At 63.5% G+C, this 19,951-nt stretch carries 21 protein-coding genes; 13 read left to right on the top strand and 8 right to left on the bottom strand.

Going from position 1 to position 19,951, the window contains the following annotated elements; genetic code table 11:
• Positions 1-26: 26 nt before the first annotated feature.
• On the top strand, positions 27-824 hold the full coding sequence (locus LCM4577_RS23170; protein WP_071073612.1) for a YdcF family protein: 798 nt from the start codon (positions 27-29) through the stop codon (positions 822-824).
• On the opposite strand, the gene LCM4577_RS23165 is transcribed toward LCM4577_RS23170, so the two are convergent.
• The gene (locus LCM4577_RS23165; RefSeq protein WP_041007072.1) at positions 797-1,516 is read right to left on the bottom strand and encodes a DUF599 domain-containing protein; all 720 of its coding nucleotides are present in this window, start codon (positions 1,514-1,516) and stop codon (positions 797-799) included. The genes LCM4577_RS23170 and LCM4577_RS23165 overlap by 28 nt on opposite strands.
• Positions 1,517-1,696: 180 nt before the next feature.
• On the opposite strand from LCM4577_RS23165, the gene LCM4577_RS23160 reads away from it, so the two are divergent.
• The 3 genes from LCM4577_RS23160 to LCM4577_RS23150 all read left to right on the top strand — a co-directional run bounded on the left by LCM4577_RS23160 (position 1,697) and on the right by LCM4577_RS23150 (position 4,538).
• Positions 1,697-3,100 carry an L-serine ammonia-lyase gene (locus LCM4577_RS23160; RefSeq protein ID WP_041000578.1) on the top strand — a complete coding sequence of 468 codons (1,404 nt, stop codon included), beginning with the start codon at positions 1,697-1,699 and terminating at the stop codon, positions 3,098-3,100.
• An 84-nt stretch (positions 3,101-3,184) separates the two neighbouring features.
• Positions 3,185-3,622, top strand: a complete 438-nt coding sequence (locus tag LCM4577_RS23155) for a DUF1489 family protein (RefSeq protein ID WP_040987235.1) — start codon at positions 3,185-3,187, stop codon at positions 3,620-3,622.
• 217 nt (positions 3,623-3,839) lie between these two features.
• Complete coding sequence (locus LCM4577_RS23150) at positions 3,840-4,538, top strand: molecular chaperone DnaJ (protein WP_040987237.1); 699 nt, start codon at positions 3,840-3,842, stop codon at positions 4,536-4,538.
• A gap of 43 nt (positions 4,539-4,581) precedes the next feature.
• On the opposite strand, the gene LCM4577_RS23145 is transcribed toward LCM4577_RS23150, so the two are convergent.
• A complete protein-coding gene (locus tag LCM4577_RS23145) occupies positions 4,582-5,997 on the bottom strand; it encodes a D-alanyl-D-alanine carboxypeptidase family protein (protein WP_071073610.1) in 1,416 nt (471 codons plus the stop codon).
• A gap of 288 nt (positions 5,998-6,285) precedes the next feature.
• Between LCM4577_RS23145 and LCM4577_RS23140 the strand changes: the two genes are divergently transcribed.
• The 4 genes from LCM4577_RS23140 (at position 6,286) to LCM4577_RS23125 (ending at position 10,371) form a co-directional block, all read left to right on the top strand.
• Entirely contained in the window at positions 6,286-6,615 is a 330-nt protein-coding gene (locus LCM4577_RS23140) for a phasin family protein (RefSeq protein WP_040972326.1), read from the top strand.
• Between the two features lie 277 nt (positions 6,616-6,892).
• A complete protein-coding gene (clpS, locus tag LCM4577_RS23135; protein WP_041000825.1) occupies positions 6,893-7,219 on the top strand; it encodes an ATP-dependent Clp protease adapter ClpS in 327 nt (108 codons plus the stop codon).
• 6 nt (positions 7,220-7,225) lie between these two features.
• Entirely contained in the window at positions 7,226-9,691 is a 2,466-nt protein-coding gene (clpA, locus tag LCM4577_RS23130; RefSeq protein ID WP_040987241.1) for an ATP-dependent Clp protease ATP-binding subunit ClpA, read from the top strand.
• A 62-nt stretch (positions 9,692-9,753) separates the two neighbouring features.
• Positions 9,754-10,371 carry a chloramphenicol phosphotransferase CPT family protein gene (locus LCM4577_RS23125; protein WP_071029778.1) on the top strand — a complete coding sequence of 206 codons (618 nt, stop codon included), beginning with the start codon at positions 9,754-9,756 and terminating at the stop codon, positions 10,369-10,371.
• 24 nt (positions 10,372-10,395) lie between these two features.
• On the opposite strand, the gene LCM4577_RS23120 is transcribed toward LCM4577_RS23125, so the two are convergent.
• Positions 10,396-10,824, bottom strand: a complete 429-nt coding sequence (locus LCM4577_RS23120) for an HIT family protein (protein ID WP_071029780.1) — start codon at positions 10,822-10,824, stop codon at positions 10,396-10,398.
• 64 nt (positions 10,825-10,888) lie between these two features.
• Complete coding sequence (locus LCM4577_RS23115; RefSeq protein ID WP_083354818.1) at positions 10,889-12,562, bottom strand: sulfatase-like hydrolase/transferase; 1,674 nt, start codon at positions 12,560-12,562, stop codon at positions 10,889-10,891.
• A gap of 292 nt (positions 12,563-12,854) precedes the next feature.
• Here LCM4577_RS23115 and LCM4577_RS23110 point away from each other — a divergent pair, with 292 nt between their 5' ends.
• On the top strand, positions 12,855-13,019 hold the full coding sequence (locus LCM4577_RS23110; protein WP_116390151.1) for a cytochrome oxidase subunit III: 165 nt from the start codon (positions 12,855-12,857) through the stop codon (positions 13,017-13,019).
• A gap of 22 nt (positions 13,020-13,041) precedes the next feature.
• Here LCM4577_RS23110 and LCM4577_RS23105 read toward each other — a convergent pair whose 3' ends face one another.
• From LCM4577_RS23105 to LCM4577_RS23095, 3 genes are read right to left on the bottom strand one after another with little or no spacing between them, the layout of a single operon-like run.
• Positions 13,042-14,256 (bottom strand): GNAT family N-acetyltransferase, encoded by a 1,215-nt coding sequence (locus LCM4577_RS23105; RefSeq protein ID WP_071029785.1) that lies wholly within the window; start codon positions 14,254-14,256, stop codon positions 13,042-13,044.
• A 53-nt stretch (positions 14,257-14,309) separates the two neighbouring features.
• The gene (locus LCM4577_RS23100; protein WP_071073604.1) at positions 14,310-15,038 is read right to left on the bottom strand and encodes a glycerophosphodiester phosphodiesterase; all 729 of its coding nucleotides are present in this window, start codon (positions 15,036-15,038) and stop codon (positions 14,310-14,312) included.
• A gap of 8 nt (positions 15,039-15,046) precedes the next feature.
• A complete protein-coding gene (locus tag LCM4577_RS23095) occupies positions 15,047-15,511 on the bottom strand; it encodes a RidA family protein (RefSeq protein WP_071073602.1) in 465 nt (154 codons plus the stop codon).
• Between the two features lie 139 nt (positions 15,512-15,650).
• On the opposite strand from LCM4577_RS23095, the gene LCM4577_RS23090 reads away from it, so the two are divergent.
• The 4 genes from LCM4577_RS23090 to tsf all read left to right on the top strand — a co-directional run bounded on the left by LCM4577_RS23090 (position 15,651) and on the right by tsf (position 18,864).
• On the top strand, positions 15,651-16,481 hold the full coding sequence (locus LCM4577_RS23090) for a cell envelope integrity EipB family protein (RefSeq protein ID WP_071029793.1): 831 nt from the start codon (positions 15,651-15,653) through the stop codon (positions 16,479-16,481).
• Positions 16,482-16,563: 82 nt separating this feature from the next.
• Positions 16,564-16,842: a DUF4031 domain-containing protein gene (locus LCM4577_RS23085; RefSeq protein WP_040987257.1), complete on the top strand. Its 279-nt coding sequence runs from the start codon at positions 16,564-16,566 to the stop codon at positions 16,840-16,842.
• A gap of 202 nt (positions 16,843-17,044) precedes the next feature.
• Complete coding sequence (gene rpsB, locus LCM4577_RS23080) at positions 17,045-17,824, top strand: 30S ribosomal protein S2 (RefSeq protein WP_041000562.1); 780 nt, start codon at positions 17,045-17,047, stop codon at positions 17,822-17,824.
• Between the two features lie 119 nt (positions 17,825-17,943).
• The gene (gene tsf, locus LCM4577_RS23075; protein WP_041000561.1) at positions 17,944-18,864 is read left to right on the top strand and encodes a translation elongation factor Ts; all 921 of its coding nucleotides are present in this window, start codon (positions 17,944-17,946) and stop codon (positions 18,862-18,864) included.
• Positions 18,865-18,917: 53 nt separating this feature from the next.
• Here the strand turns inward: tsf and LCM4577_RS23070 are convergent, their stop codons facing one another.
• Entirely contained in the window at positions 18,918-19,844 is a 927-nt protein-coding gene (locus tag LCM4577_RS23070) for a LysR family transcriptional regulator (protein ID WP_071073600.1), read from the bottom strand.
• Positions 19,845-19,951: the final 107 nt, after the last annotated feature.

Here is a 19,951-nt window from a genome sequence, read left to right as displayed (position 1 = left end):
ATACCTCATCTGACAGAGGGTGAGGGATGTTCTACTTATTGTCGAAAGTCTTCTGGTTCTTCGGCCAACCGATCAACCTGGCGATCTTCCTGCTGCTCGCCGGCCTGCTGGCAGGGCTGTTCCGGCGCCGCCGGCTGGCAGCGACGGGCAGCATGCTCGGCATCGCGATCCTGGTTCTTTCGGCCTGGACGTCGGTCGGCGCGATGATGCTGACGCCGCTGGAAAAACGCTTTCCGAAGCCGCCATTGCCTGAAAAGGTGGACGGCATCATCGTGCTCGGCGGCGGCTTGGAGGGCGCCATCAATCTGGCGCGCGGCGGCTATGAATTGAACGCCAGCGGCGATCGCATGGTCGAGACGGCAATTCTCGCCAGGCGCTTCCCGCAGACCAAGATCGTCGTCTCAGGCGGCAGAGGTTCGTTCTTTCTTGATGGCGAAGGCGATGCCGACACGGCGCCGCGGCTGCTCGGCGCGCTCGGTGTTTCAGCCGATCGCCTGATCCTCGAGGACAAATCGCGCAACACCTATGAGAACGCGGTGTTCTCGCGAAAGCTTGTCGAGCCGAAACCGGGCGAGACCTGGCTGCTGGTCACGTCAGCGTTCCACATGCCGCGCGCCAAGGCGCTGTTCGACAAGGCGGGTTTTGCGACCATCCCGTGGCCGGTCGACTACCGCACCTCGGGCAAGGAAGGCGTCGGTTTCTACCGCGACAATCCGGTCGACTCGGTGCAGGCAACCACCATTGCCGTGCGGGAATGGATCGGGCTTTTCGCCTACCGGCTCTCCGGCAAGATCGATCAGTTCTTTCCCGGACCAGGCGGCTGACCGAGCACGGCCTGCCGCGCCGCCGAGAAGAACTGGCGGCGCACCAGTACCGCCAGGAGCACCAGGGTCGACATCACGAAGACGATCGGGTCGACGAACCAGCCGAGATAGCCGATCGAGAAGAAGACGGCGCGCAGGCCGGAGTTGAAGTGCTTGCCGGCGAGCACGTTCATGCGCGTCGCCCGCCACACCGCCGTTTCGCTGACCGGGTTGCGTGAAGCCGGGCCATGCGGTGTCGGCACCGCGCCGATCAGGATCGAGCAATAGTTGAACAGCCTGTAGGCCCAGCCGAACTTGAAGAAGGCGAAGGCGAGAATCAGCACCAGGCCGAACACCTTGGTCTGGAAGGCTTCACGCGACGAAGCCGCGCCGAAGGGCAGGTCGGCCAGAACCTGAAGCACGCGGTCGGAGGCGCCGAGCAGGGCAAAGCAGCCACCGAGCGCGATCAGGGAAGATGAGGCAAAGAAGGCGGTGCCTTGCTGCAGGCCGCCCATGATGGCGGTGTCGACGATGCGGATCTCGCGCTCGGCCATGTTGCGCATCCAGGCCTCGCGCTGGGCGTTCATGGCGGTCGTCAGCGAGACGCGGCTGATCAGCCTGCCGTCGGAGGCGAGCGTGTGCAGCACCCAGACCACCAGGAAAAAGGCCAAAGCCGCCAAATCTGCCATTGAAAGGTGGAGTGAGTCGCCCATGCGCTCTTGTAGCACGGGCCGGGCCGACGCTTCGACGGGCCCTCGAGGCGCCGATATTGCGATGTCGCTGGCGGAGCAAACAAGGTCGGCAGCCGCCGCGCCGCGCCACGCAAAACATCGGAAACATCGCGGGAATTCCTATATGTAAGTCTTGATCGGCCTCCAGGAGACAACGGTCCCGTGTTCCTTTCGGTTTTCGACCTGTTCAAGATCGGCATCGGCCCGTCGAGCTCGCACACGATGGGACCGATGACGGCCGCGCGCCGTTTCCTCGACGAGATCCTGGCCGGCGACTGGCCGAGGCCGGCGGGTGTGAAAGTAGACCGCATCGGCGCCAGCCTGCATGGCTCGCTCGCCTATACCGGCATCGGCCATGGCTCGGACCGCGCTGTCATCCTCGGCCTGGCCGGCCAGACGCCGCAGACGGTCGACCCCGACGAGGCCGACGGCATCGTTGCCCGCATCGGCGCGGAGAAGCGGATTTCACCGCCCGGGCACCCGACTTATCGCTTCGATCCCGCCAAAGACCTCGTGCTCGACCGAAAGACGCCGCTGACCGGCCACGCCAACGGCATGGCCTTCTATGCCTATGACGCATCCGACCGGCTGCTGCTCAAGCGCATCTATTATTCGATCGGCGGCGGCTTCGTCGTTTCCGAGGAAGAGCTGCAGCGCATGAAGGCCAAGGGCTCGGTGACGACCGAGGGCAAGAAGGTGCCGTACCCGTTCAAGAATGCCGTCGAGATGCTGGCGATGGCGGCAAAGAGCGGGCTCTCCATCGCCGAGATGAAGCGCGCCAATGAGGAAAAGCACATGGCGCGCGAGGAGCTCGATGCCGGCCTCGACGCGATCTGGGCCGCCATGAAGGGCTGCATCGACCGGGGCCTGTCACAGGACGGCATCATGCCGGGTGGGCTGAAGGTGCGCCGCCGTGCGCGGCAATTGCACGACAAGCTCCAGGAACAGTGGCAGCAGAACCGGCCCAATCCCTTGCTCGCCAATGACTGGCTGTCGATCTACGCCATGGCGGTCAACGAAGAGAATGCCGCCGGCGGGCGCGTGGTGACCGCGCCGACCAATGGTGCTGCCGGCACGCTGCCGGCGGTGCTGCGCTACTGGCTGCATTTCCATCCCGAGGCCGACCAGCCGAGCATCCGCGACTTCCTGCTGACGGCCGCCGCCGTCGGCGGCATCATCAAATCGAACGCCTCGATTTCGGGCGCCGAAGTCGGCTGCCAGGGCGAGGTGGGGTCCGCTTCGGCAATGGCGGCCGCCGGACTTTGCGCGGTCATGGGCGGCACGCCCGAGCAAGTGGAGAACGCAGCCGAGATCGCGCTCGAGCATCATCTCGGCATGACCTGCGATCCGGTCGGCGGCCTGGTGCAGGTGCCCTGCATCGAGCGCAACGCGCTGGGCGCGGTGAAGGCCGTGACTGCCGCGTCCTTGGCCATCAAGGGCGACGGCACGCATTTCGTGCCGCTCGACGCCGCGATCGAGACCATGCGCCAGACCGGCCTCGACATGAACGAGAAATACAAGGAAACCAGCCTCGGCGGGTTGGCGGTGAACGTGGTGGAGTGCTGAGGTCTCACGAGGACCCCGGACTGGCCCTGTGGAGAAGTCGCTCAAGGCGTTGACGCGCCGACCCTTGCGGCTAAATCTTGGGCCATGTCACTCAATCTCATCAAATTGTGCGTCGGCTGCGACAGCGTCGAGGATCTCGAAGAGTGGATCGCCTTCCGCCTCGACGAGCGGCGCCGCGCCGGCGAGCCGGCCGAGCATTGGCACACCACCCGCATGGTGCCGACGCGCGGCGCGGAGATCACCGATGGCGGCTCGCTTTACTGGGTGATCAAGGGCAGCGTACAGTGCCGGCAGCTGATCACAGAGATCAGGCCCTTTACCGACGATGAAGGCATCGGCCGCTGCCATCTGGTGCTCGATCCCGAAGTCGTGCGGACGGACTGGCAGCCTCGGCGCGCCTTCCAGGGCTGGCGCTACCTCAAGCCCGCCGATGCTCCGGCCGATCTCGGCAAAGGCAGGGCGGCACTCGCCGAGATGCCGCCGAAGCTCAGGCTGGAACTCGCCGAACTCGGTCTGCTCTAGCGCGTTTCACCGTTTCACGGAAACGGCGAACCGCCCTATCCGTTTGTTTTCGCAATTCCGGACGGAAAACCGCTCACACTTTTCCTGGAATTGCTCTGCGTGCTTTGCGGGTGTCCCGCCGCTGGCCCTTCGGCTCACCCGATGTGGGACTTGCAAGCGCCAGACCTTGGTCCCATCCTATTCCCATGCTCGGTCATCTCTATGGCGGTGCTAATCGATGGGTGTGATCCTCGCTTTGGCAGCGGTGCTCGTGGTGCTTTTCGGCGCTGCGTTGCTCTTTGTGCGCGCGGACGCGGCAAGGATGGCCGACAGTCTGAGATCGCTTGGGCCGGCCTTCCTTGGGCTGGTCGGCGCGCCCATGCTGATCTTCGGCCGCAGCCTTATCGGCGGATTGCTTTTGCTCGCGGCACTGGCCTGGGTCGGCTGGATACGAACGAGGCGGCCGGCGGCAAGGGCCGCGGCGTCCAAACACTCGACGGTGCGCACCGCCGCTCTCGAAATGGACCTCGACCATGACAGCGGCAAGCTCGAAGGTCTTGTTCTGGCCGGGCGTTATGAAGGCAAGATGCTTGGAGCCATGGGGCTGACGGACTTGCGCCAGCTTCATGGCGAGCTCAGCCCCGATCTGGAGAGCCGCCAGCTTTTAGAGACGTATCTTGACGGCCGTTTTCCCGTCTGGCGCAAGGACGCGCAGCCGCACGGTGGCGAAGGGCTGGGTGTTGCGCCAGGTGCGGGCGCCATGACTAAGGAGGAGGCCTACAAGGTCCTTGGTCTTGAAGCGGGGGCTGCCGCGGCGGATATCCGCAAGGCGCACCGCCGCCTGATGCAGCGCCTGAACGCCGATGTCGGCGGTACGTCTGTCCTGGCGGCGCGGATCAATGAAGCCAAGGACGTCTTGCTCTCCAATCACGATTAGTCTCCTTCGACGCCGGTACCTTCCGGGAGATTTCGACAACCGCCTACTGCTCGACGGCGTAGCACGAGATTTTCTTGCGTTTCAGCGCATCGCAGGCCTTCCAGGCGGCACTCTTCGAGTCGAAGCCGCCGAAGCGCGCGCGGTAGTAGGTGGTGCCGTCCTTGTCGAAAGCGACGGTGAAGCCGGAGGCGTCGGCCAGGATCTTCGGCGCCTGCTTGGCGGTCTGATCGAGCAGGCTCTGAGCGCCTGACTTCGTGGGCGAAGAGGCAACCTGAACCACCCAGCCGGACGGCACCGACGACGTCTTGACCGGATCGATCGCAGGCGCGGCAGGCGCCGGCTCGGCATAGGCGGCAACGCTGGTGTCCTCGGATTTGGGAGCCGGCGCCATGGCTGCTATCGCGACCGTCTTGACCTTCCGGGCCTTGAGCACCGGCTTGGTCTCTTCCGCGACCTGCTGGGTATCGTCCTGGACGTCATCGGCTGAAGCAACGACGGTGTCATCCGTTGCCGGCTTGGCGTCCGGCGTCGGCGCGTCATGCTTGGGCAAGAAGACCTTGGCCAGCGTCTTGATCGGATTGTCGTTGCCCTTGGCGATGAGATCACCGCCACCGCGCGTCGAGGCGCGCGGCAGATAGGTGGTGATCAGCGCGGCCATCTGGTTGTCGCGGCTGCGGCCGGAAGCGCCGCCCATCACCACAGCGACGAGGCGGCGGTCGCCGTCGGCGACGGAGGAGACGAGATTGTAGCCCGAGGCGCGGGTATAGCCGGTCTTGATGCCGTCGACGCCCTTGATGCGGCCAAGCAGACGGTTATGGCCGTTGATGCGCTGGCGGCCATACAGGAACGAGCGCTGCGAGAAATAGCCATAATATTGCGGGAAGTGCTCGCGCAGCGCGATGCCGAGCATCGCCATGTCGTGCGCCGTGGTGAACTGACCCGGATCGGGCAGGCCGTTGGCATTGCGGAAGACGGTGCCGTTCATGCCGAGCTGGCGCGCCTTGGCCGTCATCATGCGGGCGAAATTGTCCTCGCTGCCGCCGAGCAACTCGCCGAGCGCGGTGGCCGAGTCGTTGGCCGATTTCGTCACCATCGACAGGATCGCGGTCTCGACCGGAACCGAGCCACCGGCGCGCACGCCGAGCTTGGTCGGCGGCTCGGACGCGGCATGCGCCGAATACGGCACCGGCGTGTTCTTGCTGATCCTGCCCTTCGCCAGCGCCTCGAAGGTGAGGTAGAGCGTCATCATCTTGGTGAGCGATGCCGGATAGCGGCGGCCGTTGGCGTCGGCGGAATAGAGCACCTTGCCGGTCTTGGCATCGACCACGATGGCCGCAGACTTCGCGGCAAGAGCCGACGCGACATCGGCGGCGACAATCGTCACCGCGAGCGCGGCAACCATGATCGCCTTGAAGGAGAATGAAGATTTGGAGACGAAGCCCGACAACGCCTGACGCACCGTTATTTACCCTGAATTTTCGTTGCCCCGGAGGCGGCTAAGGGAGTGCCTGCCTCGCTTCCGGCCAAGCTATCGCGCTCAGCGTTACCAATCCGTTTATGGTAACCGCCGCGTTCACCATTTTTCGGCAAATCGAGCTTCTCTTTAATCGAATTTTACCGGCCACCGGCGCTGGAGCCCCTGCGCGCCAAGGGATTCTTGACTTTTGTGCATCGCACAATATATTGAGGTGCATTGCACAAGGGCGCCCGGGGCCAAAAGGGCGTTTCAACCAAAGGGAAGTATGAAATGACCCAGACCTATGAGGACTTCACGAAATACGGCAAGGAGTTTGCCGACACCGGGCTGAAGAGCTTTGCCTCGCTCACCAAGGGCGCGCAGGCGATCGCCACCGAGGCCGGCGAATACACCAAGAAGAGCTTCGAGGCCGGCAGCGCCGCCTTCGAGAAGCTGTTCTCGGCCAAGTCGATCGAGAAGGCCATCGAGATCCAGACCGATTACGCCAAGCAGAGCTATGAGAGCTTCGTGGCCGAGGCCAGCAAGATCGGCAATCTCTATGCCGAGCTCGCCAAGGAAGCCTACAAGCCGTTCGAATCGGTGGTCGCCAAGGCGAAGTAATTTCGCCCGATCACTGCCGATACGGTCAGCCGGCCTGCAAAAAGGACCCGGTCGCGGAAACGCGACCGGGTTTTTTCATGCGCGATCGCAACCCAACGCACCTTGCCGCATTCACGATTGAGAAATTCGCTGAGGTTTGCCCACCTAGCCATATTGTCAGCTAAACAGAAGGGCTTAAAATCGTCCATCGAGAACCTACATGTTGAACTCGCATGAGGATTCGAAAAGGCTGGACTGCGTGACGATCGGTTTGACTGCCACGGTGGACGTGGTGCGAATGCAAGGTGACGGAGACCGCAACGATCCCGGTCGCGGCACCGCTGTCATCACGCGCACCAAAACCAAGACCAAGAAGCCCAGCCTCTACCGGGTCCTCATCCTGAACGACGATTACACTCCGATGGAGTTCGTCGTTCACGTCCTGGAACGGTTTTTCCAAAAGGACCGCGAAGCCGCCACGCGCATCATGCTTCATGTTCACAATCATGGAGTGGGCGAGTGCGGCGTCTACACATTCGAGGTGGCCGAGACCAAAGTGTCCCAGGTCATGGATTTCGCCCGACAGAATCAGCATCCGCTGCAATGCGTGATGGAGAAGAAGTGAGGTAACATGCCGGCTTTCTCCCAAGGCCTGGAAAAGGCGCTACATCAGGCGCTGACATTCGCCAACGAGCGGCATCATGAGTATGCGACGCTCGAACATCTGCTGCTCGCGTTGATCGACGACACCGAGGCGGCCGCCGTCATGCGCGCCTGCAACGTCGATCTCGACGAGCTCAAGCACACCGTTCTCACCTATATCGACACCGAGCTCGACAACCTCGTCACCGGTTACGACGAGGATTCGAAGCCGACGGCCGGCTTCCAGCGCGTCATCCAGCGCGCCGTGATCCATGTGCAGTCGTCCGGCCGCGAGGAAGTGTCCGGCGCCAATGTGCTCGTCGCTATCTTCGCCGAGCGCGAGAGCCACGCCGCCTATTTCCTGCAGGAACAGCAGATGACCCGCTACGACGCGGTCAACTACATCTCGCATGGCATCGCCAAGCGTCCCGGCGCTTCGGAATCGCGCACGCCGCGCGGTGCCGAGGACGAGCAGGGCGGCCAGAACGGCGCCGAGCCGCAGGAAGAGGGTGGCAAGAAGAAGCAGCAGGACGCGCTGACGGCCTACTGCGTCAACCTCAACAACAAGGCGCGGGCCGGCAAGATCGACCCGCTGATCGGCCGCGACAGTGAGATCAACCGCACCATCCAGGTGCTGTGCCGCCGTTCCAAGAACAACCCGCTCTATGTCGGCGACCCGGGTGTCGGCAAGACGGCGATCGCCGAAGGGCTGGCCAAGCGCATCGTCGAAGGCGACGTGCCGGAAGTGCTGCAGGACGCCACCATCTTCGCGCTCGACATGGGCACGCTCTTGGCCGGCACCCGCTATCGCGGCGACTTCGAGGAGCGGCTGAAGCAGGTCGTGAAGGAACTCGAGGACTATCCGGGCGCGGTGCTGTTCATCGACGAGATCCACACAGTGATCGGGGCGGGCGCCACTTCGGGCGGCGCCATGGATGCATCGAACCTTCTGAAGCCGGCGCTCTCGTCCGGCGCCATCCGCTGCATCGGCTCGACCACCTATAAGGAGTTCCGCCAGTTCTTCGAGAAGGATCGTGCTTTGGTGCGGCGCTTCCAGAAGATCGACGTCAACGAGCCGACCGTCGAGGACGCCATCGAGATCATGAAGGGCCTGAAGCCCTACTTCGAGGAGTTCCACAAGGTTCGCTACACGAGCGAAGCCATCAAGGCTTCGGTCGAGCTGTCGGCCCGTTACATCAGCGACCGCAAGCTGCCGGACAAGGCGATCGACGTGATCGACGAGACCGGCGCCTCGCAGATGCTGGTGCCCGAGGCCAAGCGCAAGAAGACGATCGGCATCAGGGAGATCGAGGCGACGATCGCCACCATGGCGCGCATCCCGCCGAAGACGGTCTCGGCCGACGACGAGAAGGTGCTGCAAGGCCTCGATGTCGAGCTGAAGCGCGTCGTCTACGGCCAGGACACCGCGATCACCGCGCTGACCTCGGCGATCAAGCTGGCGCGCGCCGGCCTGCGCGAACCGGAGAAGCCGATCGGCTCCTACCTGTTCTCAGGCCCGACCGGCGTCGGCAAGACGGAAGTGGCCAAGCAGCTTGCCGCCTCGCTCGGCGTCGAGCTGATCCGCTTCGACATGTCGGAATATATGGAACGCCACACCGTCTCGCGGTTGATCGGCGCGCCTCCCGGCTATGTCGGATTCGACCAGGGCGGTCTTCTGACCGACGGCGTCGACCAGCATCCGCATTGCGTGCTGCTGCTCGATGAGGTCGAGAAGGCGCATCCGGACCTGTTCAACATCCTGTTGCAGGTGATGGATCATGGCAAGCTGACCGACCACAACGGCAAGCAGATCGACTTCCGCAATGTGATCCTGATCATGACCACCAATGCAGGCGCCTCGGATGCACAGCGCGCGGCGATCGGCTTCGGCTCGACCAAGCGCGAGGGCGACGATGTCGAGGCGATAAACCGGCTGTTCACGCCGGAGTTCCGCAACCGTCTGGACGCTATCATCCCGTTCGGCTCGCTGCCGGTGCCGGTGATCCATCAGGTGGTGCAGAAGTTCGTCATGCAGCTGGAAGCGCAGCTCTCCGAGCGTGGCGTCACCTTCGACCTGTCGCCGGATGCGATCGCCTGGCTGGCCGACAAGGGCTATGACGAGCGCATGGGCGCGCGTCCGCTTGGCCGCGTCATCCAGGAGCACATCAAGAAGCCTCTGGCCGACGAAGTGCTGTTCGGCAAGCTCAAGAAGGGCGGCACGGTGCGCGTCACCGTCGAGAAGAAGGAAACCGGCGAGTCCGGCCTGAAGCTCGAGTCGCTCGCCGACGAGTCGCCGGTGCAACCGAAGAAGGAAGAGCCGGAAGACGCGCCGAAGCCGAAAAAGGCGGTGGCCAAGAAGCCGGCAGCCAAGAAGGCCGTGGCGCAGAAGCCGGAGCCGAAGGGCAAGGACGGCAACAAGCGCAGCCTTGTGCCGCAACTGCCGCGCAAGGGCTGACAAGCGCTCGCTTGAAATAAAGGCCCCGGAAACGGGGCCTTTGTCGTTGAAGGGAGCACCGCTTGGAAGCCGGACAGATCATCATCCTCAACGGCGCGCCGCGTTCGGGAAAGTCGAGCATCGCGGCGGCGATCCAGGAAACATTCGAGGGCGTCTGGATGGCCCTCGGCGTCGACGCCTGCGTCCATGTCACGCCGCCGCGGCTGCGTCCGGGGATCGGCCTGCGTCCCGGCGGCGAACGCCCGGACATCGAGGCTTTCGTGCCGCTGCTCTACGCGGCGCTTTACGACGCAATCGCGGCCCATAGCCGGCTGGGGCTCAATGTCGTCGTCGATGTCGGCCACCACGATGCCTATTCCCGACCGCTGAACGTCCTTCCCGAATGTGCCCGGCGCCTGGCCGGCCTGCCGGTGCTGTTCGTCGGCATCCGCTGTCCGATCGACGTGATTTTGCGGAGGCGCGCCGCAAGCGGGGCTGGTACGCCCTATGTCATCGGGACGGACGACGATCCTATGCCGCTGCCCGTCCGCCTGTGGCAGGAGGAGGTGCACAAGCCTGGTGTCTACGATCTCGAAGTCGACACGTCGGCGGTGAGCCCGGAAGCCTGCGCCGCGAAGATCCGGCAGCGCCTTATCGACGGGCCAGAGCCGACAGCCTTCCAGATCCTCGCGGGCAAGTAGGCCTACGGCTGAGCCCCGGGGAGTTCAGCGTCCCAATGCCGCCCGGATCTTGCCGGCGTTCTCGGCCAGGACCTCCGGCTTCTCCATCTCGCCGGAATGCGGCTTCAAGGGTACACCCTCGAAACGCGGGATGACGTGGACATGGAGATGGTAGACGGTTTGGCCGGAAGCCGGCTCGTTGAACTGCATGATGGTGACGCCGTCGGCCTTGAAGGCCTTTTTCACCGCGACCGCAACTTTCTGCACGACGCCAAACAATGGTCCGAACGTTGCCGGATCGGCGTCGAGCATGTTGCGCGACGGCGCCTTGGGCACCACCAGCGTGTGCCCCGTGCCTTGCGGCATCACATCCATGAAGGCGACGACCGCGTCGTCCTCATAGACGCGGTGCGAGGGAATCTCGCCGCGCAGGATTTTCGCGAAGATGTTGCCGGGATCATAGGCTTCGGCCATGGGTGACACTCCCAATTGCATTCGCCGTCCGGTGTAGCGAAGGCGCCAATGGGCGGCAAGGCGTTCAGGCGAGATCGACCATGCCGGCTTCGACAAGAGCCCGGTGGAAGCGTTTCTTGCGCACAGACTCGCTCGCGAAATAGGGCGCTGCACAATCCGCCAGAAGGGCCGTCCTGGTCGCGAATACCGGGTCGAGCGGCAGACACGCGGCGGACATGGTCAATGTCGACAGGAATGCCGCGTCGAGCATGGCCGGAGCGACCAGATCGCCGGGCAACGCGCCGTTGATCGACTCGATCGCATAGAAGGTCTTGTGCAAGGCCCTGTCGGAAGGTGGCAGGCCGGTGAGGGCGGCCGTGAATGAGGGCTGGTGATCGCCGTAACGCACGATGATGGCAGGCCGGCCCTTCAGCGCGGTTTCGAGTTTCTCGCGAAACGCGGCATAGGCCTCGACGCTCTCAGCCAGTCGCACGGCGTATTCGCCGTAATTCTCATCGCCTGTCAGCGCGACGGCTTCACGGCGGACATCGGCCCGAAGCTCGGGAGGAAAAATGCGGCGACGATGATCGCCGTGATTCATCAGCGTCATTATCGAGAGGAAACAGGGCTTCTCGTTTTCCAAGCGGTCCGCAATCCGGCCCAGTGCATGGCTGTAAAGCTGTTCGTCATGACGTTCCCGACGCCAGCGTTCAAGATCGAAGGGCGGCGGCAAGGTCGGGGCATAGGTGACCTCCTCGAACCCGATCGATTTATAGAAACGATCGCAATTGACGAAGTTGGGACGGTCGCAGCTCACATGCGACACATGATAGCCCATGCCTGAAAGCACCGAGGGCAGCGAGTGGCGCACCCGCCCGGCGAGCAGATGAAAGACGAAACGGCTGTCGTTTCCAAAGGAAAGCGAGGACAGGCCGGTCAGCACCGAAAATTCGGTCTGCAGCGTGCTGCCGCCGAAAACATCGACATGCAGAGCCCCTGACAGACCGTTCGCGGGTGAGAAGAACTGTTCGAAAGAGCGGTCGATCGGCACACCGTGATGTCTGGGATCGAAGGTCGATTCATGCAGGATCATGAAGATGTGCGGCCGAACCTCGCCGTTCTCCCGCTTTGCCGGCACAGGCGGCAAAAGCGGCAGCGGATCGGGAGTGATGTCGACGAAGCCCGGCCGTCGCGAAGGCCCCGCGCCGAGCCATGACGCCACGAAGGCGGAAAGATGCGCGCGATCCCTGGTGAGCAGGTCGAAGCGGAAACGGGGCGCTCCGCCGCTCAGCCGGTAGACTGCGATATAGATCAGGACCGCCGCGACGAACAATGCAAGACGCAGCGAGAGCGGCGTCGCCTGTTCCACCAGGGTCATGTCGATAAGCATGCCGACTGCAACGATCGCCGCCCCGCCGAAGAGGGCAGGGATCGCCATGCGGGCGTTGTCGACAAAGACGCTGCGCCAGCTGCTCGCGGCCAGATGATAGAGATCTCCGGCCAGGAGATTGAAGCCGAGATAGCGATATTTCAGCTTCGAGGCGATGCCGATGATGGCCGTCAGCATGAGCGTCATCCAGAGCGCGACGACCGCGCCCGGAAAAAGCAGATGCAGGAAAGCAAACAGAAGAAAGAAGGTGGAAAAGCCGATAGGCCATGTTCCCGGCTTGCCTTCGAGCCGGACAGTCAACAGCAGCGCGGCCACGAGCCCCGCCACACCGAGCCATTGCCCGACGCCCCAAGATGCCAAAGACAGCATGCCAACCCCGCGGTGCGTGCGCACCAATACCCCTGGGGATGACTTAGCGGATTCCACCAATCCGGTAAACGGTAGGCGTTGAGCCGGCTTTGTTGCTTGGCCAATATTAAACCCAGCTTTCGACGGCACGCCCTGCTATTGCAAGAGAGCCGGTATTTGTCGTCTGATGCGGTGATCTCGAGCGTTTCGCCGTTTCACAGAAACGGCGAAACGCTCTCTCTTTTGTTTTCACGCAATTCCGGACGGAAAACCGCTCACACTTTTCCTGGAATTGCTCGCGAACGGAGCAATCATGAAGTGGGTCGTCGCCGGTTGGCTGCTGTTCATCGTGTCGGCGCTGTTTTTCATCGCCGCGGCATGGCGAGCGGGTGATTTGCTGGCGCTCGCCGGCGCCGTGTTGTTCCTGGTCGCCTGCTTTTCGTTCCTGGTTCCGATCGCCGCCGGAAAGCCGCACTGACCGCCAGACCCGACGGCTCCTCCTATTCCTCCAGGTCCTTGCGGAAGGGCGTGTGCTCTTCGAGATATTCGCCCATGCGTTCGACCTCGCGCCGCTCGCGCCTGAGATAGTCGGCGACGGCATTGCGCAGACCGGGATGCGAAATGTAATGCGCCGAATGCATGGTCACCGGCCGGTAGCCGCGCGCCAGCTTATGCTCGCCCTGCGCGCCGGCCTCCACCACCTTGAGCTTGCGCTCGATGGCGAAATCGATCGCCTGATGGTAGCAGACCTCGAAATGCAGGAAGGGATGGTCCTCGATGCAGCCCCAGTTGCGGCCGTAGAGCGCGTCGGAACCGATGAAGTTGATGGCGCCGGCGATGTAGCGGCCGTTGCGCTTTGCCATCACCAGAAGAATGTCGTCGGCCATGCGCTCGCCGATCAGCGAGAAGAACTGCCGGTTGAGATAGGGCCGGCCCCATTTGCGGCCGCCGGTATCCATGTAGAAGGTGAAGAAATCGTCCCAGGCGCTTTCGGTGATGTCCTTGCCGGTCAGCCAGTCGATTGAGATGCCGTCGACCAGCGCCTCGCGGCGCTCCTTCTTCATCGCCTTGCGCTTGCGCGAGGCGAGCGTGGCGAGGAAGTCGTCATAGGTCGAAAAGCCGTCGTTGAAGAAGTGGAACTGCTGGTCGGTGCGGTGAAGAAAGCCGGCCGCTTCCAGCGTCGCGACATCGGGCTCGGTGGCGAAGGTGACATGCGCGGAAGAGACGCCGAGCTTGTCGGTCACGAGTTTCAGGCCTTCGGCGAGGCCGGCCTTCACGGCACCTTCATTCTCGCCTTTGCTGACCAACAGGCGAGGGCCGGTGACCGGTGTGAACGGCACCGAGCATTGCAGCTTGGGATAGTAGCGCCCGCCGGCGCGCTCGAAGGCGTCCGACCAGCCATGGTCGAAGACATATTCGCCCTGGCTGTGCGACTTCAGATAACAAGGGACGGTGCCGAGAAGCCTGCCTTGCGCCGTTTCCAGTCGCAGGTGATGGCCCTGCCAGCCGGTGCGCCGGACAGCGCAGCCGGAGTCTTCCAAGGCGCTTAGAAAAGCGAAGGAAACCAGCGGGTTATAGCCGTTTTCTTTGTCGCCGCGCGTGGTTCCGCCAAAGCCGTCCCATTCCTCGCAGGTGAAAGCGCCGATGCCCGCCGCCACGCGGATCGCATAATCCGCGTTCGCTGCCCGTCCATCGTCATCGTCGCCTTGATCCATGCGGCTTATTTAAGCGTCCTCAAGGTGGCTACAAGTCACGTTTTGGGCATTCCTCAGGCGACCTTGACCAGATCCGGCTCGAAGCCCTCGAACGTCATCTGGTCGGCATATTTGAAGGTGAGGTCGACCGCCGGCTGGTCATGCACGGTCCAGGTGATGACAGGCATCTTGAGCTTTTCGCGCACGAAGCTGACGAAGGGGTTGGGCAGGTCGCCGGCGGCGTAGGAGGTGAAGGCGAGGTCGTGCGCGAGCATGGCGAAATGCGCTTCGATCAACTGGTTGTCCCTGCCATAGGCGGTCAGCCCGCCGGGGATGCCCGGCGCATCCTTGGCGAAGTCGCGGATCAGCCAGTGATCGAACGACATGATCGCCACCTTGCCCTTGTAGCGCTTGAGCAGCCGGCCGACGCTCGCCACCAGCCCCGCATCATGGCCGGGAACGCCTTTCAGCTCGACCACCAGCGGCACGCGGCCGTCGATCAGGTCGAGCGCTTCCTTGAGCGTCGGCACATGATCCTTCGTGCCGCCGACCCTGAGCGTCGCCAGCTCGGCCGCGGTGCGCTGCCAGACGAACCCGTCCTGGCCGGTCAGCCGTTTCAGGTCGCCGTCATGGATGATGACCGGGACGCCGTCGGACGAGATATGCACGTCGCATTCGATGGCGTAGCCGCGCTCGGCCGCCGCGGCGAAAGCCGACAGCGTGTTCTCCCAGCGGGTCTTGTTCATGTCGTGAAGGCCGCGATGCGCGACAGGCCGCGCGATCAGCCAGGAAAGGTCGGTCATCGTGAACCTCACTCGACTTCGAAGATCGCTTCGATCTCGACCGCGGCGTTGAGCGGCAGCGAGGCGGTGCCGACGGCGGAGCGGGCGTGCCTGCCGCGCTCGCCGAGCGCGGCGACCAGGAAGTCGGAGGCGCCGTTGGCGACCAGATGCTGTTCGACGAAGTCCGGCGCCGAAGCCACGAAGACGGTGATCTTGACCAGGCGGCGGATCTTTTCGAGATCGCCAAGGGCCGCCTTGGCCTGCGCCAGGATGTTGATGGCGCAGAATTTCGCGCCTTCCTTGCCGCCGGCGGTGTCGATGTCGCGGCCAAGCAGCCCGCTTGCCTGCAGCTTGCCGTCCTTCAACGGCAACTGGCCGGCGGTGAACAGCGTGTTGCCGGTACGGCAATAGGGCACGTAGTTGGCGGCGGGCGCGGCGGCGGCCGGGATGGTGACGCCAAGATCGCTTAGCCGCTTTTCGATTGTTTCGCTCATTGGTTTTCCCTATTGCTGGAAGACGCCGCGTTGGCCGGGCCGAAATTGCTATTTTTGCCTCGCTTCCGCCACGACTTTTTTTAAGCTGGACCATCTTTCCCTGCGGCCTGCCCCCCAGCCGCGACGATCGGAGCAACGCATGCGCGCAACGCGCCTTTTTCTTGCCGCCGCCTGTCTTTCGGCCGCATTCCCGATGGCGCCGGCCTTTGCGGTGCCTGCGCTGCAGGCGCATCGCGCCGTCTACGATCTGACGCTCAACAAGGCCTCCGACCGGTCAGGCATAACCGGCATCACCGGCCGCATGGTCTACGAGTTCAACGGCTCCGCCTGCGAAGGCTACACGGTCAAGTTCCGCTTCGTCACCCAGATCGTCACCAACGACAACACCAGGCTGACCGACCAGCAGACGACCACTTTCGAGGACGCCGAAGGCAAGACCTTTTCCTTCGTGACGAAATCCTTTGTCGACCAGAACCTCGACAAGGAGGTCAAAGGCACGGCCACCAGGGAAGCGAAGGGCCTCAAGGTCGATATCGACAAGCCGGAGAAGAGCAGCCTCGAGCTCGCCGCCACGCAGTTTCCGACCCAGCATCTGGTCGAACTGATCGGCAAGGCCGAGAAGGGCGAGAATTTCTACCAGACCAACCTGTTCGACGGCTCCGAGGACGCCAACAAGGTGATGACCACCACCGTCATCGTCGGCAAGAAGGCTGAATCCGACAAGACGGATCCGGAAGCGCCGGCGCTGGCCAAGCTCGCCTCCGACAAATACTGGCCGGTCGACATCGCCTATTTCGACGACACCGACAAAAGCGGCGAGGAGGTGCCGGAATACCGGATCAGCTTCAAGCTGCACGAGAACGGCATCACCCGCGACCTCGTCATGGACTATGGCGACTTCTCGATGACCGGCAAGCTGGTGAACCTGTCGCTGTTCGACCAGACCAAGCCTTGTCCCGCTTCGAAATAGCGGTTTCCGACGACAGCCGATCCGGATTGCAGGCTTGGCTCTCGAACGCCATGTGTGAGGCTTACCAAATGCGGCGGGCCTGATGGCGGTCTATGTCGATGCGGCGATCTGGAAATGGGCCGGCCACCGCTGGTGCCACCTGCTTGCCGACGACACGGATGAGCTGCATCGTTTCGCCACCGAGCTGGGCCTCAAGCTTTCCTCCTATCAAGGGCCGCCCAAAACGTCGGCACCGCATTACGATATCACCGGCTTCGAGCGCGACCGGGCGGTCCGGCTCGGCGCGATCGAATGCAGCCGCGAGGAAATCGTCGCGATCTTTCGCCGCGTCAGGGTGCCGAACGGCAAAGTAAAACGCTGAGAATTGGGCGGATCGCCGCAGGTCCGGGCGTTTTCCGGCGCCTGGCTTGCGTTTATGGGACTTCCCCTCTATATGCGCGCTCATTCCACACACGGACTTTGGTGTCTGCCCGGGAGAAATCCGGCTGAGACCTCCGGTGGCATCAGGACATCCCGTCCGAAATGCCTGTGTCCGTGGAGGCCAACCGGAAAGGAACTCAAGAATGGCTCTGCCAGATTTCAGCATGCGCCAGCTTTTGGAAGCTGGTGTTCACTTCGGCCACCAGACCCACCGCTGGAACCCGAAGATGGCGCCTTACATCTATGGCGCCCGCAACAACATCCACATCATCGACCTGTCGCAGACGGTGCCGCTGCTGCACCAGGCGCTGAAGCAGGTGTCCGACACCGTCGCCAAGGGCGGCCGCGTGCTGTTCGTCGGCACCAAGCGCCAGGCGTCCGACATCGTCGCCGACGCAGCGCAGCGTTCGGCCCAGTACTATGTCAACTCGCGCTGGCTGGGCGGCATGCTCACCAACTGGAAGACGATCTCGAACTCGATCCAGCGCTTGCGCAAGCTCGATGAGACGCTCGCCGGCGAGGCCCAGGGCCTCACCAAGAAGGAGCGCCTGAACCTCGACCGCGAACGCGAGAAGCTCAATAAGGCTCTCGGCGGCATCAAGGACATGGGCTCGACGCCGGACCTGATGTTCGTCATCGACACCAACAAGGAAGCGATCGCCATCCTCGAGGCCAAGCGCCTCGGCATCCCGGTCGTGGCCATCATCGATTCGAACTGCGACCCGGACAAGATCGACTTCCCGATTCCCGGCAATGATGACGCGGCCCGCGCCATCCAGCTCTATTGCGACCTGATCGCCAAGGCGGCCATCGACGGCATCGCCCGCCAGCAGGGCGCGCTCGGCATGGATATCGGCGCGTCCGCCGAGGCTCCGGTCGAACCGGCGCTCGACGCCCCGGCCACTGAAGCTCCGGAAGCTTGAAAAGCCAAGGCCGGTTCCGGCCTTCATCTTTCCAATAAGTTGGCGCGCTAAAGCGCTTTTGCCGGGCGCATCATCGAGATTCGATGGTGCGTCGGCGCATTTGAAACAAAGAGGCGACAATGACGATTTCGGCTGCACAGGTCAAAGAACTCCGCGACTTGACCGGCGCGGGCATGATGGACTGCAAGGCGGCGTTGAACGAAACCAACGGCGACATGGAAGCGGCCGTCGACTGGCTGCGCAAGAAGGGCATCTCCAAGGCAGACAAGAAGGCCGGCCGCACCGCGGCGGAAGGCCTGATCGGCGTCGATGCCGGCGTGCGTGAAGCCGCTGTCGTCGAAGTCAACTCCGAGACCGACTTCGTCGCCCGCAATGCGGCCTTCCAGGAAATCGTCGCCAACGTAGCCAAGGTCGCGCTGGCCTACGGCACGACCGAGGCCGTCGCCGCCGCCAAGTATCCGGGCTCCGACAAGTCAGTTACCGACACCATCAAGGATGCTGTCGGCACAATCGGCGAGAACATGGGCTTCCGCCGTTCGGCCAAGCTCACCGTGCCGCATGGTGTGGTGGCCACCTATGTCCACAACGCGGTTGCCGACGGCCTCGGCAAGCTCGGCGTGCTGGTGGCGATCGAGACCACCGGCAACGAGCATGCGGCCAACGCCTTTGCACGCCAGGTGGCGATGCATGTCGCCGCCAGCAACCCGGTCGCGCTGACCGCCGAGGAAGTCGACCCCGCGCTGGTCGAGCGCGAGAAGGCGATCTTCTCCGACCAGGCTCGCCAGTCCGGCAAGCCGGAAGCCATCATCGAGAAGATGGTCGAGGGCCGCCTGCGCAAGTTCTATGAAGAGGTCGTGCTTTTGAAGCAGGCCTTCGTGCTCAATCCCGACATCACCGTGGAGAAGGCTCTGAAGGATGCGGAGAAGGAGATCGGCGCCCCGGCGAAGATCGTCGCCTACCTGCGCTACGCGCTGGGCGAGGGCATCGAGAAGGAAACGACCGATTTCGCGGCGGAAGTCGCGGCCGCGGTCAAGAAATAGCTCTGATCCGGGGGAGCGCGCAGCGTTTCCCTTGAGGTGAAGAGTTCACGAGCTCAGGCAACTCGGCCGGGTGTCCGCATGGATGCCCGGCCGATTTCTTGTGCGGTGTCGATAAAGGCCCTGAGCTTCGGCGCCATCGACGCGCGGCGCGGGAAGTAAAGGAAAAGGCCGGGTTCCTCGATCGCCGTCTGCGGCAGGATCTGGACGAGGCGGCCGGCGGCAAGGTCGGCGCGCACCAGCGGCTCGAAGACGTAGGCGAGCCCGACGCCGGCCAGCGCCAGATCGATGGCGCCAAGCGAATCCGTGACGATGGCCGTGCCGCGCGTTTCGACGACGACATCCTTGCCGTTGTCGTTCAGGTCCCAGCGGTAGAGCGCACCGGACCGGACCAGCCGGTAGCCGATGCAGTTGTGGTTGGCGAGACCGGCCACGGCGCGCGGACGGCCATGCTTTCCTACGTAGGCGGGAGAGGCGACGATCACGGCCTTGAACGGCGGCGTCATCCTGACGGTGACCATGTCCTGCGCGATCATTTCACCCAGCCGGATGCCGGCGTCAAAGCCTTCGCCGACGATATCGATAAGCCCCTGGTCGGCGACGATCTCCACCGTCACCTCGGGATAGCGTTCGGCCATGGCAGCGACCACCGGCGTCACCGCCAGGGGGATCGCTATGTTGGAGGCGTTGATCCTGAGCAGGCCGGCCGGCCTTCCCTTGACGCCGCGGATGCGGTCCATCCGCTCGGCAATGTCCTGCAGGGCAGGGGCCGCCGTCTCCACCAGCGCTTTGCCGGCTTCCGTCAGCGAGACGCTGCGCGTCGTGCGGGCAAACAGCGGCTGGCCGATGCGCTCTTCCACCAACCGCACCGCATGGCTGACGGCAGACGGGCTCATGCCGAGCTCGGCCGCGGCAAGCGCGAAACCGCCGCGGCGCGCCACAGCGACAATGACCGGCAAATGTGTAAGCAGATCGCGATCCATTCATGAATGGTATCGCACAGTCTTTGCGAACAATGCAATCTTATCGATGCTTCCGGACCAGCTCATATTGTCGTCAACACATCGGCGGCGGGCTGATGCTCAAGGAG

This window comes from Mesorhizobium sp. LCM 4577 (assembly GCF_001854795.2).
GTDB lineage: Bacteria > Pseudomonadota > Alphaproteobacteria > Rhizobiales > Rhizobiaceae > Mesorhizobium > Mesorhizobium plurifarium.
Note: the sequence above shows the minus strand (reverse complement) of the source record. Positions and strands in the feature narration are given on the sequence as shown.

Excerpts from the sequence above, each read along its gene's own strand:
- LCM4577_RS23120 (WP_071029780.1), bottom strand. The coding sequence starts at position 10,824 with ATGGCCGAAGCCTATGATCCCGGCAACATCTTCGCGAAAATCCTGCGC.
- LCM4577_RS23105 (WP_071029785.1), bottom strand. The coding sequence starts at position 14,256 with ATGGATCAAGGCGACGATGACGATGGACGGGCAGCGAACGCGGATTAT.
- LCM4577_RS23095 (WP_071073602.1), bottom strand. The coding sequence starts at position 15,511 with ATGAGCGAAACAATCGAAAAGCGGCTAAGCGATCTTGGCGTCACCATC.
- clpS (WP_041000825.1), top strand. The coding sequence starts at position 6,893 with ATGCAAGGTGACGGAGACCGCAACGATCCCGGTCGCGGCACCGCTGTC.
- rpsB (WP_041000562.1), top strand. The coding sequence starts at position 17,045 with ATGGCTCTGCCAGATTTCAGCATGCGCCAGCTTTTGGAAGCTGGTGTT.
- LCM4577_RS23100 (WP_071073604.1), bottom strand. The coding sequence starts at position 15,038 with ATGACCGACCTTTCCTGGCTGATCGCGCGGCCTGTCGCGCATCGCGGC.
- LCM4577_RS23070 (WP_071073600.1), bottom strand. The coding sequence starts at position 19,844 with ATGGATCGCGATCTGCTTACACATTTGCCGGTCATTGTCGCTGTGGCG.
- LCM4577_RS23090 (WP_071029793.1), top strand. The coding sequence starts at position 15,651 with ATGCGCGCAACGCGCCTTTTTCTTGCCGCCGCCTGTCTTTCGGCCGCA.
- LCM4577_RS23140 (WP_040972326.1), top strand. The coding sequence starts at position 6,286 with ATGACCCAGACCTATGAGGACTTCACGAAATACGGCAAGGAGTTTGCC.
- LCM4577_RS23170 (WP_071073612.1), top strand. The coding sequence starts at position 27 with ATGTTCTACTTATTGTCGAAAGTCTTCTGGTTCTTCGGCCAACCGATC.
- tsf (WP_041000561.1), top strand. The coding sequence starts at position 17,944 with ATGACGATTTCGGCTGCACAGGTCAAAGAACTCCGCGACTTGACCGGC.
- LCM4577_RS23085 (WP_040987257.1), top strand. The coding sequence starts at position 16,564 with ATGGCGGTCTATGTCGATGCGGCGATCTGGAAATGGGCCGGCCACCGC.
- LCM4577_RS23150 (WP_040987237.1), top strand. The coding sequence starts at position 3,840 with ATGGGTGTGATCCTCGCTTTGGCAGCGGTGCTCGTGGTGCTTTTCGGC.
- LCM4577_RS23155 (WP_040987235.1), top strand. The coding sequence starts at position 3,185 with ATGTCACTCAATCTCATCAAATTGTGCGTCGGCTGCGACAGCGTCGAG.
- clpA (WP_040987241.1), top strand. The coding sequence starts at position 7,226 with ATGCCGGCTTTCTCCCAAGGCCTGGAAAAGGCGCTACATCAGGCGCTG.
- LCM4577_RS23115 (WP_083354818.1), bottom strand. The coding sequence starts at position 12,562 with ATGCTGTCTTTGGCATCTTGGGGCGTCGGGCAATGGCTCGGTGTGGCG.
- LCM4577_RS23110 (WP_116390151.1), top strand. The coding sequence starts at position 12,855 with ATGAAGTGGGTCGTCGCCGGTTGGCTGCTGTTCATCGTGTCGGCGCTG.
- LCM4577_RS23165 (WP_041007072.1), bottom strand. The coding sequence starts at position 1,516 with ATGGGCGACTCACTCCACCTTTCAATGGCAGATTTGGCGGCTTTGGCC.